General features: G+C 65.5%; 14 protein-coding genes. All 14 read left to right on the top strand.

Annotated elements, in window-relative coordinates:
• Positions 1 to 36: 36 nt before the first annotated feature.
• Positions 37 to 1,677 carry a UDP-N-acetylmuramoyl-L-alanyl-D-glutamate--2,6-diaminopimelate ligase gene (locus tag J2808_RS19605; RefSeq protein ID WP_309819997.1) on the top strand — a complete coding sequence of 547 codons (1,641 nt, stop codon included), beginning with the start codon at positions 37 to 39 and terminating at the stop codon, positions 1,675 to 1,677.
• 6 nt (positions 1,678 to 1,683) lie between these two features.
• Positions 1,684 to 3,150, top strand: coding sequence for a UDP-N-acetylmuramoyl-tripeptide--D-alanyl-D-alanine ligase (locus J2808_RS19600; protein ID WP_309819995.1), 1,467 nt, complete (start codon positions 1,684 to 1,686; stop codon positions 3,148 to 3,150).
• Positions 3,147 to 4,256: a phospho-N-acetylmuramoyl-pentapeptide-transferase gene (gene mraY / locus J2808_RS19595; protein WP_309819993.1), complete on the top strand. Its 1,110-nt coding sequence runs from the start codon at positions 3,147 to 3,149 to the stop codon at positions 4,254 to 4,256. The genes J2808_RS19600 and mraY overlap by 4 nt, the downstream gene beginning before the upstream one ends.
• Positions 4,238 to 5,815: a UDP-N-acetylmuramoyl-L-alanine--D-glutamate ligase gene (murD, locus tag J2808_RS19590; protein WP_309819991.1), complete on the top strand. Its 1,578-nt coding sequence runs from the start codon at positions 4,238 to 4,240 to the stop codon at positions 5,813 to 5,815. The genes mraY and murD overlap by 19 nt, the downstream gene beginning before the upstream one ends.
• Before the next feature lie 2 nt (positions 5,816 to 5,817).
• Positions 5,818 to 7,215 (top strand): putative lipid II flippase FtsW, encoded by a 1,398-nt coding sequence (gene ftsW / locus J2808_RS19585; RefSeq protein WP_309819990.1) that lies wholly within the window; start codon positions 5,818 to 5,820, stop codon positions 7,213 to 7,215.
• Positions 7,216 to 7,221: 6 nt separating this feature from the next.
• A complete protein-coding gene (gene murG / locus J2808_RS19580; protein WP_309819988.1) occupies positions 7,222 to 8,322 on the top strand; it encodes an undecaprenyldiphospho-muramoylpentapeptide beta-N-acetylglucosaminyltransferase in 1,101 nt (366 codons plus the stop codon).
• Entirely contained in the window at positions 8,319 to 9,695 is a 1,377-nt protein-coding gene (murC, locus tag J2808_RS19575; RefSeq protein WP_309819985.1) for a UDP-N-acetylmuramate--L-alanine ligase, read from the top strand. The genes murG and murC overlap by 4 nt, the downstream gene beginning before the upstream one ends.
• The gene (locus J2808_RS19570) at positions 9,688 to 10,617 is read left to right on the top strand and encodes a cell division protein FtsQ/DivIB (protein ID WP_397428094.1); all 930 of its coding nucleotides are present in this window, start codon (positions 9,688 to 9,690) and stop codon (positions 10,615 to 10,617) included. The genes murC and J2808_RS19570 overlap by 8 nt, the downstream gene beginning before the upstream one ends.
• A 200-nt stretch (positions 10,618 to 10,817) precedes the next feature.
• Positions 10,818 to 12,050 (top strand): cell division protein FtsZ, encoded by a 1,233-nt coding sequence (ftsZ, locus tag J2808_RS19565; protein ID WP_309819980.1) that lies wholly within the window; start codon positions 10,818 to 10,820, stop codon positions 12,048 to 12,050.
• Positions 12,051 to 12,058: 8 nt separating this feature from the next.
• The gene (locus tag J2808_RS19560; protein WP_309819978.1) at positions 12,059 to 12,754 is read left to right on the top strand and encodes a purine nucleoside phosphorylase YfiH/LACC1 family protein; all 696 of its coding nucleotides are present in this window, start codon (positions 12,059 to 12,061) and stop codon (positions 12,752 to 12,754) included.
• 2 nt (positions 12,755 to 12,756) lie between these two features.
• Positions 12,757 to 13,479, top strand: coding sequence for a YggS family pyridoxal phosphate-dependent enzyme (locus J2808_RS19555; RefSeq protein ID WP_309819976.1), 723 nt, complete (start codon positions 12,757 to 12,759; stop codon positions 13,477 to 13,479).
• A gap of 89 nt (positions 13,480 to 13,568) precedes the next feature.
• Entirely contained in the window at positions 13,569 to 14,099 is a 531-nt protein-coding gene (locus tag J2808_RS19550; protein WP_309819974.1) for a cell division protein SepF, read from the top strand.
• 121 nt (positions 14,100 to 14,220) lie between these two features.
• Positions 14,221 to 14,508 (top strand): YggT family protein, encoded by a 288-nt coding sequence (locus J2808_RS19545; RefSeq protein WP_309819972.1) that lies wholly within the window; start codon positions 14,221 to 14,223, stop codon positions 14,506 to 14,508.
• Between the two features lie 179 nt (positions 14,509 to 14,687).
• Complete coding sequence (locus J2808_RS19540) at positions 14,688 to 15,383, top strand: DivIVA domain-containing protein (protein WP_309819971.1); 696 nt, start codon at positions 14,688 to 14,690, stop codon at positions 15,381 to 15,383.
• The last annotated feature ends 7 nt before the right edge of the window (positions 15,384 to 15,390 follow it).

The following is a 15,390-nucleotide window of genomic DNA, read 5'->3' as shown; positions in this document are numbered from 1 at the left end:
GCGCGGGCATGATCCACTAGCACCATCGGAGACCCCTTGTCAGAGCAGAACGAACCAGGCAGTCATACCGGGCCGGGAGGGGAACCCCCTGTATCCCGGTTCAGGCCGACGGCAGTTGCCGCAGTCCGGCTGGACAGCATTGGCGAAGCCATTGGCGTCCCGGTCCCGGGCGCCTCCGCTGCGGTCGGTGTCACAGGGATTTCGCTTAACTCGCGCACCGTGGAACGCGGCGACCTGTACGTCGCGCTGCCGGGCGCCGCCCGGCACGGCGCTGATTTTGTGTCCCAGGCAGTGGACAGGGGAGCCGTAGCGGTCCTGACCGACGACGCCGGCGCGCGGCTTCTTGCCCTGTCAGCAGACACTGCCGTGCCGGTTCTGGTGGTGGAGGCGCCGCGCAACGTGGTGGGTCCCCTATCCGCCATGATCTACCGGAGCCAGCCTTCAGCCGGTCAGCAGCCGCGACTCTTCGGTGTGACCGGCACAAACGGCAAGACCACCACCACCTACTTCATCAACGCCCTGCTCCGTTCCCTGGGACAACGGACCGGCCTGATCGGCACCATCGAAATCCTCGCCGGCGGGGACCCGATTCCCAGCCTCCTGACCACGCCGGAATCAACGGATGTCCACGCCCTGCTGGCACTGATGCGGGAGAGGGGACTGGACGCGGCGTCAATGGAAGTTTCTTCCCATGCCGTCTCTTTCCAGCGCGTTGACGGGGTGGTGTTCGACGTCGCCGGGTTCACGAACCTGACCCAGGACCACCTGGACCTGCACGGGACCATGGATGAATACTTCGCCACCAAGGCGGAGCTGTTCACGCCCCGCCGCGCCCGCACGGCTGTGGTGACGGTCGACGACGAGTGGGGCCGCAAGCTTGCCGCGGCGGCCGAGATCCCGGTCACCACCCTCGCCACGACACCGGGCGGCGCTTCGGCCGACTGGACAGTGACCGCCACCGCGCCGCGCGGCCTGGGTACCGCGTTCACCCTGAGCGGGCCCGACGGCGCCACGATCCAGGTCCACACCGGCCTGCCCGGCGCCTTCAACGTTTCCAACGCGGCGCTGGCCACGGTGATGGTCCTTGCCGGCGGAGTGGACAACGCTGCCTTGCAGGCGGCCCTGACAGCCCATGACCCCTTTACCGTGGCTGTACCCGGCCGCATGCAACTCGTCTCCGAGGAGCCCGCCGCCGTCGTCGATTTCGCCCACAACACCGATGCCCTGGCACGCGCGCTTGAGGCCGTCAGGTCTCCGCGTTCCGGTTCCCGGGTGATTGTTGTTTTCGGGGCGACCGGACAGCGGGACCAGGGAAAGCGTCCCGCCATGGGGGCCATCGCTGCCCGGCTCGCCGACGTTGTGATCATCACGGATGACGACCCCCATGACGAGGATGCAGCAGCCATCCGGACGGACGTCCTCACGGGCGCCTGGGCCGCGCAACAACAGGACGCACTGGAGTGCGTCATCGAAGAGATTTATCCCCGGGACGCCGCGATCCAACGGGCCGTCGAGCTGGCCAGCCCGCAGGACACCATCCTGGTTGCCGGCCGCGGACACGAGGTCTGGCAAGAGGTTAAGGGAGTCAATCTTGCCCTCGATGACCGGGTGGAACTCCGGAACGCCTTGACAGCCAAGGGATTCAACGTTCTCCAAGACGACCGGATAGAGTCCTAGACCGAGATGATTGCACTTACTGCGGCGGAAATCGCCGAAATCACAAACGGCCGCCTGGACGCCGATCCGGGGATCACCCCGCTTTCGGTAGTCACCGATTCGCGCGAAGCCTCGCCCGGCTCGCTCTACATTGCGAAACCAGGCGAGCACGCGGACGGCCACGACTTTGTCACGGCTGCCTTCAGCCGCGGTGCGGTGCTGGTTCTCGCGGAGCGCCCCGTCACCGGGCCGAACGGCGTCCATTATCCCGCCGTCCTGGTGGAGGACGCCGTGTTGGCCCTGGGCGCGCTTGCCGCAGAAGCAGTCCGCCGCATCCGCGCGGCCCGGGCCGCCGCCGGCGAATCCCTGACGGTCATCGGAATCACCGGTTCGGCCGGCAAAACCACCACGAAGGACCTCCTCGCGGGAATCCTCACCACGCAGGGCCCTACTGTTGCACCGCAGGGTTCCTACAACGGCGAAGTAGGCGTGCCGCTCACGGTCTTCCGGGCCGACACCGGAACCCGGTATCTGGTGATCGAGATGGGTGCCACCGGCATCGGGCACATCAGCTACCTCGCCGACATGGTCAAGCCTGACATCGGCGTAGTCCTCGGGGTGGGCACCGCCCATGCGGGGGAGTTCGGCGGCGTGGAAAACATCGTGCAGGCCAAGGGAGAACTGGTGGAGGCCCTCGCGCCCGCCGGCACTGCCATCCTGAATCTCGACGACGATCGGGTCGCCGGCATGCGCGCCCGCACCGGCGCGTCCGTGCTGGGCTTTTCCGCCGAAGAACGCCCTGAGGCCACCGTGCGGGCTGACAATCCGGACACCAATGCGGCGGGCAACCCTGAATTCGACCTTGTCCTGCCCGGCAACGACGCCGCCCTGCGCGTCAGCAGCCGCCTTATCGGCGCCCACCACACCGGAAATCTTCTCGCCGCAGCAGCGGCGGCACATGCGGCCGGCGTGCCGGGCCGTGACATCACAGCTTCCCTCAGCACGCAGTCGGCGGCCAGCCGCTGGCGGATGGAACGCACCGAACGCCCCGACGGCGTCACGGTCATCAACGACGCCTACAACGCCAATCCTGAGTCCATGCGTGCCGCACTGCGCACACTGGCCGACCTGGGCCGCGGGCGCCGCACCTGGGCAGTCCTGGGCGCCATGCTGGAGCTGGGACCTGATTCGATCCGGGAGCACACTGCCGTGGGCACCCAGGTGGTGCGCCTGAACATCTCAAGGCTGGTGGTTGTTGGCCGGGAGGCACGGGCCCTGTATGTTTCTGCCGTCCAGGAGGGTTCCTGGGGCGATGAATGCGTCTTTGCCGAAACGGTGGAAGACGCCTACACCCTCCTCAACGCGGAGCTTGAACCCGGTGACCTGGTGCTCTTCAAGTCCTCCAACAGCGTAGGACTGCGCCACTTGGGCGATCGGATAGCATTACCCCCACAAACCACGGAACCTGCCGATGAAAGGAGCGAGCTGCTGTGATTGCACTATTGATCGGCGCAGGACTTGCCCTGCTGTTCGCCCTGGTGGGAACCCCGCTGTTTATCCGCCTCCTCGTCCGCAAGAGCTACGGCCAGTTCATCCGCGATGACGGACCCACCTCGCACCACACCAAACGCGGCACTCCCACCATGGGCGGAACCGTGGTGGTAGGGGCAGTCCTGCTCAGCTATGGGCTGACCCACCTGATCATGTGGATGATGAACCCGGCCTCGGCCGGACCTTCGGCGTCGGCCCTGATCCTGCTTTTCCTCATGGTCGGGATGGGGCTGGTGGGCTTCCTCGACGACTTCATCAAGATCTCCCGCCAACGCAGCCTGGGGCTGGACGCGAAAGCCAAGCTCATCCTCCAGGCGGCAGTAGGCATCGCCTTCGCCGTCCTGGCACTGAACTTTCCCGACTCCGACGGACTCACGCCGGCCTCGACCAAAATCTCCCTGGTCCGCGACATTCCCTGGCTGGACCTTGCCTTCGCCGGCACGGTTGTGGGCGCCATTCTCTTTGTCCTCTGGTCCAATCTGATCGTCACGGCAGCAACCAACGGCGTGAACCTGACGGACGGCCTCGACGGTCTCGCAGCCGGAGCCTCGGTCATGGTCTTCGGCGCTTATACCCTGATGGGAATATGGCAGAACAACCAGGCCTGTGGCTCACCGCGTCAGGCGGGCAGCGGCTGCTATTCCGTCCGCGATCCCCTTGACCTGGCCCTCCTGGCGGCCATCCTGAGTGCAGCCCTGGTGGGGTTCCTCTGGTGGAACACCTCGCCGGCCAAGATCTTCATGGGTGACACCGGATCCCTGGCTATCGGCGGCGCCATTGCAGGCTTCGCCATCCTGTCCCGGACCGAGCTGCTCCTTGGCATCGTCGGCGGCCTGTTCGTCCTGATCACGCTGTCGGTGATCATCCAGGTGGGCTACTTCAAAATCACCGGCGGTAAACGCGTCTTCAAGATGGCACCGCTGCAACACCACTTCGAGCTCAAAGGCTGGGCCGAAGTCACAGTCGTTGTCCGTTTCTGGATCCTGGGCGGGCTCTTCGTAGCCGTGGGCCTGGGTGTCTTCTACGCTGAATGGGTTGTGCTCCTGTGACTGTTTCCCCCCGCCTGCAGAACCTCGTCAGCTGGGACTCCGACTGGGCGGGCCTGCATGTTGTGGTCACCGGTATCGGCGTCTCCGGCTTCGCCGCGGCAGACACCCTCATTGAACTCGGTGCCAGGGTGGTAGTGGTGGACGCCGCCACCAGCGAGACCGCCAAGGCGCAGGCCGACACCCTGAAGATCGTCGGCGCCGTGGACGTGCTCCTCGGCGAAGAAGCCGTCAGCAGGATCCCCAAGGTAGATGGCAGCTTCCCCGACCTGATCGTGACCTCGCCGGGCTGGCGACCCGACCAGGCGCTGCTCGCCGCTGCGGCGCGTGCGCACATTCCGGTGTGGGGCGATGTCGAACTCGCCTGGCGGCTGCGTGTCCGGGAGGGGCACAAGACGGCTGACTGGCTGACCATCACCGGCACGAACGGCAAGACCACCACGGTTGGCCTGACGGCGTCGATGTTGCAGGCCGCGGGCCTGAAAGCCATTGCCGTAGGCAACGTGGGAACGCCGATCCTCGATGCCCTCCGCGATCCCGTTGAGTACGACGTGTTCGCCGTTGAACTGTCCAGCTTCCAGCTGCACTGGGCCGAGTCTTTGTCTCCCGTGGCCAGTGTTTGCCTCAATGTGGCCGAAGACCATGTCGACTGGCACGGTTCCTACAACTCCTACCTCGCCGATAAAGCGAAGGTCTACGCGCGGACCCAGAAGGCCTGCATCTTCAACGCCGAGCAGATCGAAACCGAACGGATGGTGGAGGACGCCGACGTGGTGGAGGGCTGCCGGGCCGTCGGCTTCACCACAGTCACCCCGGCCATCAGCATGCTTGGCGTGGTGGAAGGCCTCCTGGTGGATCGGGCCTTCATCGAACAGCGCAAGGACAGCGCCGCCGAGCTGGCGTCGATGACGGACCTGGGGCAGTTTGCTCCCCGCCACATGGTGGCCAATGCCCTTGCCGCGGCCGCCTTGGTCCGTGCATATGGAGTGGACGCGCAGGCGGTGCGAAGGGGCATCCAGGACTACGTGCCGGGCAACCACCGCATCCAGACAGTCGCCCGCCAGAACGGTGTGCTTTGGGTCAACGATTCCAAGGCCACCAACCCGCACGCCGCAGCGGCGTCACTGGCTGCCTTTGAGAACGTCATCTGGATCGCCGGTGGACTCTCCAAGGGGGTCAGCTATGACGACCTGGTCCGGGAGCAGGCGCCCCGGTTGAAGGCAGTAGTGCTCATCGGCGTCGACACCGCTCCGCTGGCCGAGGCCCTGCAGCGACACGCGCCGGATGTCCGCGTGATCACCACTCCCGCGGGCGACACTGAAAATACGCAGACTGCCGCAACGGGCGGAGCCATCGCGGCCGACTCTCCGGTTTCCGGGGCGGACGTGATGTCCCGGGCCGTTGCGGCAGCGGCGCAGCTGGCCGCATCAGGTGACACCGTCTTGATGGCACCGGCGGCTGCTTCCATGGATCAGTTCTCTTCCTATGCTCACCGCGGCAACGCCTTTATCGAAGCTGTCCGCGAGCTGGTGGAAGGGCAGGCCCAGACCGGCGAGGAGTAACAATGGTCAGCACGCCCACCCGGCCCAAGGCTTCACAGCTGCGCGCCGGGAAACCAGCTTCGCCCACAGGTTCCAAGCCCACCCCCTCGAAACCCGCGGCCTCGAAGCCCGCAACGTCCAAACCCGCAGCCGGGACCCACGGGGCCGGAACTGTGCCTCAACTGATCCGGGGTTGGTACCGGGGATTCTGGTCTGCCCTGGAAGGAACCGGGACCTCCCGGAACGGCTCGACGTACTACCTCATCCTGGGCTCCACGCTTGCCCTGACCGCCATCGGCATCATGATGGTGTTGTCGGCCTCCAGTGTTGAATCCATCGCCGCCGGAAAGTCGCCCTACGGTGACGCGCTCAAGCAGGGCATGTTCGCCGGCATCGGCATCTTCACGATGTTCGTCCTCTCCCGGGTCAACGTCGTGTGGCTCAAACGCCTGGCCTGGCTGGGACTGGGAGCTGTGGTGGTGCTGCTGGCCCTTGTGCAGGTCATCGGCGACGAGGTCAACGGCAACAAGAACTGGATCGATATCGGCGGCATCACCTTCCAGCCGTCCGAGGCATCCAAACTGATCCTGGCCCTCTGGATGGCCACCGTCCTGGCCCGCAAAGGCAAGCTGCTGCGCCGCCTGCCGCACGTGCTGATCCCTGTAGCCCCGGTGGCCGCGGCGATTGTGGTCCTGGTGCTGGTGGGCAACGACCTGGGCACGGCCATGATCATCATGATGATCGCCGCCGCCGCGCTGTTCTTCGCCGGCGTACCGCTGTACGTCTTCGGCTTCGCGGCCCTGCTGGGCGCTGCCGGCGCGGCCCTGATGGCCATCACCAGTTCAAACAGGATGTGCCGCATCACCTCCTGGTGGACGGGGCAGTCCTGTGCCGACGGCATTGACGCCAACTATCAGGCCACCAACGGGCTCTATGGACTCGCTTCGGGCGGATGGTTCGGCGTGGGCCTTGGCCAAAGCCGGCAGAAGTACAGCTGGATTCCGGAAGCCCACAACGACTTCATTTTTGCCATCATCGGCGAAGAGCTCGGCCTGGTGGGCACCGTCGTCGTGCTGGTGCTCTTTGCCATCCTCGGAGCCGCCATCTACCGCGTGGTGGTGGCACAGGAGGACATGTTCCACCGGGTCCTGGCAGGCACCATCATGGTGTGGCTGCTGGGCCAGGCCACAGTTAACATGGCCGTGGTGACCGGCCTGATGCCCGTCATCGGTGTGCCCCTGCCGTTCATTTCCTACGGCGGCTCGGCCTTGCTGATGTCCCTTTGCGCCGTGGGGGTGGTGCTGTCGCTCGCGCGTGAACAGATGGCGCCCGCACTCCGGCCCAAGAGAATGCTGAAGTTCGGCGCCAAAAAAGCCGGGGGATCCACCCGCCCCACCAAGACCGCAAGAAAGCGTACCTAGCACCAGATGACTTCCCAGAACCTGTCCATTGTCCTCGCGGGCGGCGGAACCGCCGGCCACATCAGCCCGCTCCTGGCCATCGCGGCGGCCCTCCGCTCCGCAGCCCCGGAGGCCCGGCTGCTTGCCGTGGGTACGCCGGCGGGCATGGAAACCCGGCTGGTGCCGGCCGCCGGCGTGGAGCTGGCCACCATCGACCGGGTTCCCTTTCCCCGAAAGCCTTCCCTGGATCTGCTGAAGCTGCCCGCCCGGCTGGCCGGGGCGGTGCGGCAGTCAGGCCGCATCCTGGACGAGGCCTCAGCTGACGTGCTGGTGGGGGTGGGCGGCTACGTGTGCACGCCGCTGTACCTCGCTGCCCGCCGCCGGGGGATTCCCATCGTTATCCATGAAGCCAACACCAGGCCAGGCCTGGCCAACCGCGTGGGGTCATTCCTGACCCGTCACGTGGCCACCGCCTTCGACACGACCCGGCTGCGGCACGCCCGCCATGTCGGGATGCCCATGCGGACCGAGATCTCCGGCCTCGACCGGGACTCCGCCCGCGCCGCCGCGCGCGGGGCACTGGGACTGGACGCACATAAGCCCACGCTCATTGTGACGGGTGGGTCCTCCGGCGCCCAGAGCATCAACCGGGCGATTGCCGCTGCGGCGCAGGAGCTTGGCGCCGCCGGGATCCAAACGCTGCACATCACCGGCCGCGGCAAAACCGTCCTGGGTCCCGACGGCGGCCCGCTCACCGCTGATGGCTACCAGCAGGTGGAGTACGTGGACGGAATGGAACAGGTCTACGCCGCCGCTGACGTGCTGCTGGCACGCTCCGGCGCAGCAACTGTCTGCGAAGTGGCCGCAGTGGGAGTGCCCGCAGTATTTGTCCCGCTGCCCATCGGCAACGGCGAGCAGGCGCTCAACGCGGCTGGGCTCGTGAACTCCGGCGGCGCCCTCCTGGTCGCGGACAAGAACATCACCGCCCAGTGGATAACCCACGAGCTCATCCCGTTGGCTACCGACGCCGGCCGGCTGGCTACGATGGCAGCCAACTCCCGCCGGCTGGGCATCAGAAATGCCGATCAGCGCATGGCTGATCTTGTCCTGGAAGCGGTGTCCGCATGACCCCCGCAAGCATCCGCAGCCAGGAGTCCCTGGGCCGCGTCCACTTCATCGGCATTGGCGGCGTGGGAATGTCCGCTGTCGCCCGCATTATGGTGGCCCGTGGCGTCACCGTCAGCGGCTCCGACGCCAAGGACCTGCCGGTCATGGCGGAACTGGCTGCCGCCGGGGCCCGCATAGCCGTGGGCTACCGCGCCTCCAACCTGGGCGACGCCCAGACGGTGGTGGCAGGTTCGGCGATCCGTGCGGACAACCCCGAACTGGTGGCTGCGCGCGACTCAGGCCTGCCCGTGCTGCACCGCTCGGAAGCGCTGGCTGCCACCATGGGGGATGACGTCGTGGTGACAGTGGCGGGAACGCACGGAAAGTCCACCACCACCTCCATGATCGCCGTCCTGCTCCAGGGAGCAGGCCTTGACCCCTCGTTTGCCATCGGTGCCAACGTGCCTGCGCTCGGCGTCAACGCAGCACATGGCGCGTCCGGCATTTTTGTGGCCGAAGCGGACGAATCCGACGGTTCCTTCCTGAACTACCGGCCGAAAATCGCTGTGGTCACCAACGTTGAACCTGATCACCTGGATTACTACGGCACCGCCGAAGCCGTCTACGAATCCTTTGACCGCTTCACGGAGCTGCTGCCGGAAGATGGCGTCCTGATCGCCTGTGCGGACGACGACGGCGCGCTGGCCCTTGCGGAACGCACCAAGGCCCGAGGCACCACCAGGGTGCTCCTGTACGGAACCTCTGACCGGGCGGACCTGGTACTGCACGACGGCGGCCCGGGTCATGTGGAGGTTTCCTCAGCCGCCGGGCGGTTCGCCCTGGAGCTGCAGGTCCCGGGCCGGCACAATGCACTCAACGCGGCTGCCGCCGTAGCTGTCGCCTTGGAGCTTGGGGTCGACGCCGGAGCTGCTGCGCGCGCCCTGGCGGACTTCTCCGGCGCGTCCCGGCGATTTGAACTAAAGGGCGAAGCGCGCGGTGTGCGCGTGTTTGATGACTATGCCCACCACCCAACCGAGGTCCGCGCAGCATTGACGGCGGCGCGCTCCGTGGCGGGCACGCACCGTGTCCATGTGGTGTTCCAGCCGCACCTGTTCTCGCGTACCAGGGAGTTCGCCGGCGAGTTCGCCGCCGCACTGAACCTGGCAGACACGGCGCTGGTCCTGGACATTTATCCCGCCCGCGAGGATCCGATCCCCGGCGTTACCAGCCAGCTCATCGGCGACCACCTGGCGTCCGGCGGTCGCCTCGTGGCGGCGGACGAAGCTGTGGCGGCCCTGGTGGAGGCCGCCGGGCCGGGCGATATCATTCTGACCGTCGGAGCCGGAGACGTGACCAGCTTCGGGCCGCAGATTGTGCAGGCCCTCGATGGGTAGCCCGCGCCGCCCCACATACGCTTCGCCTGCACGGCGGGAACCGGCGGTGCGACAACCCGCGGCCAAGACCCCGCCGACGGGACCGGACGTCATTTCCGCATCCAAAAGCGCCCCCCTTCCAGGGGCCTCATCCACGGGCGGGGGGAAAAAGGAGAAAAACGCGGACACGGACACCGCTCGGGAAAAGTCGCCTGCGTCTGGCAACGTGCTGGTATTCCCAGAACCCCCGGCAAAGCGCCGGAAACGGCACATCCTTGTTGCCTTGGGAACTGTCCTGGGGCTGGTCGCGGCGCTGCTGGCCGCTGCCATCTTTTCTCCCATCCTTGCCGTGGGAACCATCTCGGTAACCGGGACCAAGCTGGTGACCACGGACCAGGTCCAGGCCGCGCTGGAGCCGCTCAAAGGAAAACCACTCCCACAGGTCAGCGACGATGAGGTGGGCCGGCTGCTGGAGCCCCTGGTCCAGGTCAAGTCCGTGACGACGCAGGCGCGGCCGCCTTCCGAACTGGTGGTGGAAGTTCTGGAACGCATCCCTGTGGCCCTGGTCAAGCAAGGGGAGCGGTACAGGCTGGTTGACGTGGACGGCGTGGTGCTGGCCACCACGGCAGACCCGTCCTCGGTTTCGCTGCCGGTCATTGACGGCGGCGCCGGCACCATCGGCAAGGATCTTTTCCAAGCCACGGCTGAGGTCCTGGGGGCACTCCCGCCGGACGTACTGTCGAAGCTCTCCAACGCCTCCGCCCAGTCCGTGGACGCCGTGGAACTGAAGCTGGTTGACGGGCAGACCATCATTTGGGGTAATGCGGGGGAGAAGGAGCTCAAGGCCAAAGTGCTCGAAGCCCTGCTCAAGGTTCCCGCGGATCCGAAGAACCCCGTGCGCGTGTACGATGTGAGCGCGCCCCGGCATCCGGTGACGCGTTGAGCGCTCTTTCGGAAGTTGCAATCTTTACCGTATTACCGCGACACGCGGCGCCGGTTATTGAATGTCCGAACCATAGGAAATAGCGTTCCAGACATGAGTTACTTGACATAACTATAACCTTCAACTCGAAGGTTAGGGTTGCAAGCTTCAAGCCCGACTCCACAGTTTTCGCAATAGGACACGAACAAGGGACACGTAACGTGGCAGCTCCGCAGAATTACTTGGCCGTCATCAAGGTCGTCGGCATCGGCGGCGGTGGCGTGAACGCAGTCAACCGCATGATCGAGGTGGGCCTCCGGGGTGTCGAGTTCATCGCCATCAACACAGATGCGCAGGCGCTGCTGATGAGCGACGCCGACGTCAAGCTCGACGTCGGACGTGAGCTGACCCGTGGGCTCGGCGCAGGGGCCAATCCTGAGGTGGGCAAGCAGGCTGCGGAGGACCACGCAGACGAGATCGAAGAAGTCATCCGCGGTGCAGACATGGTGTTTGTGACCGCTGGCGAGGGTGGCGGCACCGGTACCGGTGGAGCCCCCGTCGTTGCCCGAATCGCCCGTTCCCTTGGTGCGCTGACCATCGGTGTGGTCACCAGGCCGTTCACGTTCGAGGGCCGCCGCCGTGCCGGCTCCGCCGAGGCGGGCATCGACGCCCTCCGCGACGAAGTGGACACCCTGATCGTGATCCCGAATGACAGGCTCCTGTCCATCAGCGACCGCAACGTCTCCGTCCTGGACGCTTTCCGTTCCGCTGACCAGGTCCTGCTGTCCGGTGTCCAGGGCATCACTGACCTCATCACTACCCCCGGCCTGATCAACCTCGACTTCGCTGACGTTAAGTCCGTCATGCAGGGCGCGGGCTCGGCGCTCATGGGCATCGGCTCCGCCCGCGGCGAAGACCGCGCCGTGAAGGCGGCAGAACTGGCCATCGCGTCCCCGCTGCTGGAAGCGTCCATCGACGGAGCCCACGGTGTCCTGCTCTCCATCCAGGGCGGTTCTGACCTCGGCCTGTTTGAAATCAATGAAGCTGCCCGCCTGGTCCAGGAAGTGGCCCACCCCGAAGCCAACATCATCTTCGGTGCGGTCATTGACGACGCTCTTGGCGATGAAGCCAGGGTCACCGTCATTGCCGCAGGCTTCGATGACGTCAAGGCCACCTCGCCCTCCATGGACCAGTCCCAGCCCCAGGTGGCCCCGCAGCGCCCCGCAGCAGCTCCAGCGCCCGCCCAGGCACCCACATCGGGTGGCAGCCACCAGATGAACGTCCAGCCCGTGCACGCTGGCGTCGGCGCGTCCGGGCTGAGCAACTGGGGGCAGCAGCGCCCGTCGGCCGTCCCCGCCGACTCAGGTTTCGACGTCGACCTTCCCTCTGTGGTGGAGCCGGATCTCTCGGGAAACCGTGCCGATGACCTGGATGTCCCCGACTTCCTGAAGTAGGGCACGGCTTGTTCCTTTGGCGGGCTGAAGTCGCCCCCGGCGTGCATGTGGCTTTCACGGACACCCGAGCGGGCAATCTCGCCCTTCATGTCGGGGACGACGCCACTGATGTCCGACGACGCCGCAGGATGCTGGAGGACGCCGCACGCCTGACCCCTGGATCCCTGCGGTTCATGGACCAGGTCCACGGCACCACCGTGGAAATGATGGAGCCTGGCACACCGGTGCCGACAGCAGACGGCATGGTTTCACGGGGGCTGCCGCTCGCGGTAATGGTGGCCGACTGCATCCCGGCGGTGCTCGTAGGGCAGGGCGCCGACGGTCCGGTCGTGGCCGCCGTACATGCAGGCCGCCCGGGGATCGCGAACGGGATCCTCCCGGCAGCCGTTGAACGGATGCAGGCGGAAGGGGCCACCGGCATCCGCGCCTGGCTCGGCCCATCAATCTGCGGCAGCTGCTACGAGGTGCCCGTTGAATTGCGGGCCCAGGTGGCCGGACAGGTGCCGTCAACCTGGGCTACGACGTCCTGGGGGACTGCCGGGCTGGATCTCCCTGCCGGGGCCCGCAGCCAACTGGAGGCTGCCGGTGTGGTCATCGAATATGCCGGCCCATGCACGCTGGAAAGCGACCAGCTTTTCTCTTACCGGCGGTCCACCAGCACCGGGCGGTTCGCCGGGCTGGTGTGGTCCGAGGGCAAGGAATGACGGTGGAAGACTCAGCGCGAACTGCACAGCTCGCGGAGCGGCTCGCAGCCGTTCAGCACCGTATCGAGGCGGCCGCCCTGGCCGCCGGACGCGCCGGTGAGCTGCCCACACTGATAGTGGTCACCAAGTTCCATCCGGCCGCAGACATCAGGCGCCTCGCGGCCCTGGGCGTCGGCGACGTTGGCGAGAACAGGGATCAGGAAGCCTCATCGAAGGCAAAGGAACTGGCAGACCTTGGCATCAACTGGCATTTCGTCGGACAGCTGCAAAGCAAGAAGGCCAAGTCCGTGGCCAAATATGCGCACGCACTCCATTCCGTGGACCGTCCCGGCCTGGTTGATGGCCTGCAACGGGCCATCGCCATCGAGCAGGACACCACCGGCCGGAACGCCCTGCAGTGCTTCATCCAGGTCAGTCTGGACGACGACGCCGGCGCCCACCGTGGTGGCGCCTCACCGGCAGAAGTGCCGATGCTCGCCGACCAGCTGGCCGCGGCCGCCGGACTGGAACTGGCCGGCGTGATGGCCGTTGCCCCCCTGGGGGCCAGTCCGGAGGCCGCATTTGAAAAACTCGCGGCCATTTCAGCGTCCCTGGTGGCCGAACATCCGGCGGCCACAGCCATTTCCGCGGGCATGAGCCAGGACCTTGAAGAGGCCATCCGGTTCGGAGCGACACACCTGCGAATCGGTTCCGATATTCTCGGATCGCGTCCCGCCGTGGGGTAGCGTCGAGCACATAGGAAGTGAGTGGCGGGGGATTCCAGTGCTGTCAAGTTATTGGGCGGCCCGCCTACGGACACGATTAGGAGTCGACCATGGCCGGCGCTCTGCGCAAGACAATGATCTATCTTGGGCTCGCCGACGGCGATGAACACTACGAGTCCGAGCACACCACAACACGTAAGGACGAGGACGATTCAATGGAAGTTGACCGCGAGGAACGCCGGGCCCCGGCACCGGTCCGCGAAGTCAGCCGAGAGACGTCCCACGCCCCCGAAGAGGAATACCGCGCACCTGTGACCCCCATCAAGCGTGCGGCCTCGAGCCGCGAAGAAACGTCCGGACTTCGGCAGATCACCACGATCCACCCGCGGTCCTACAACGACGCCAAGCTCATCGGTGAGAGTTTCCGTGATGGCATTCCCGTCATCATGAACGTCACAGACATGGGTGAAGCGGACGCAAAACGCCTCGTAGACTTCTCGGCGGGACTGGTATTCGGCCTCCGGGGAAGCATCGAACGGGTCACTAACAAGGTCTTCCTGCTCTCGCCGTCGTACATTGAGGTCATCGGCGACGACAAGAAGGTCAGCGAGACCCAGGCCAGCTTTTTCAACCAAAGTTAGCCATAAAGCTTATTGCGGATGCCAGGCAGGTACACCTGTCTGGCATCTGTGCTGAAATAGACAAGAAACGTTGGCAGGGCACTGCGGTATCCGGAATGGACATGGAGATATGAGTTAAGTCATGGGAATTGTTTTCGGACTTGTCTATATCGCCCTCCTTCTGTTCTTTGTGGCGCTGATCATCCGCCTGGTCTATGACTGGGTCCAGATGTTCGCCAGGGAGTGGCGTCCCCGCGGTGTTGCCCTCGTGGCCGCCCACACGGTGTATTCGATAACCGATCCGCCGCTCAAGGTGCTCCGAAAGGTGATACCGCCGTTGCGGCTCGGCGGCGTGACACTGGACCTCGGATTCCTGGTCCTTTTCATCGCGGTGAGCATCGCGATGGCGGTGACCAGGGGTTTCGCGTAATCTTCGACAAGACCTAGCGGGCACGGGCGAAGTTCGTGGAAACGAACTTATCCGCGTAACGCGAAAGAAATCTCCGGTTTGACACCCAGTGTTGAATTAGAGGAACCAGACAAAATTTAGGTACCGTAGTTTTGACGGCCGGAAGGCCTACTGACTAACTAGACCAATGAGGTGACCAGATGGCTTTGACGCCAGAAGACGTTGTCAACAAGCGCTTTCAGCCGACCAAGTTCCGCGAAGGCTACGACCAGGACGAAGTTGACGACTTCCTGGACGAAATCGTTGTGGAACTCAGGCGCCTGAACCAGGAGAACGACGAGCTCCGCAAGAAGCTTTCCGAATCGGGTTCCGCCGTGCCGGCCAGTTCCGCTGCAGCCGCCCCGGTGGTTGAGAAGGTCCCCGCGCCCGTCAAGGCGGACAAGGTTGAGGCTCCGGCGAAGGCCGAAGTCGAGGCAAAGGCTGCCGACGCTGCGAAGAAGAAGGAAGCCGAGCCGGTGGCTACCGTTGCAGCCGTCCCGGCTCCTGCCCCCGCACCGGCCGCCGGAAGCACCGTCTCCGCCGAGTCCGCTGCCGGCCTGCTCGCCATGGCACAGCAGATGCACGACCGTCACGTCGCCGATGGCCAGTCGCAGAAGGACAAGATCATCGCTGAGGCCCAGATCGAGGCCAGCAGCCTGGTCAACGATGCCCAGGAGAAGTCCCGCAAGATTCTCGGTGCCCTGGAGCAGCAGCGCTCCGTCCTGGAGCGCAAGGTCGAACAGCTCCGTGGCTTCGAGCGCGATTACCGCTCACGCCTGAAGGCCTACATTGAAGGCCAGTTGCGCGACCTTGACGCCCGCGGTTCCGTCGCAGCCCCTGAGGTCGAAGCGAACTAGTCCGTCA

The organism is Pseudarthrobacter sulfonivorans (assembly GCF_031454915.1).
GTDB lineage: Bacteria > Actinomycetota > Actinomycetes > Actinomycetales > Micrococcaceae > Arthrobacter > Arthrobacter sulfonivorans_C.
The sequence above is the reverse complement of the archived record's forward strand: the minus strand, read 5'-3'. Positions and strand labels throughout refer to the sequence as shown.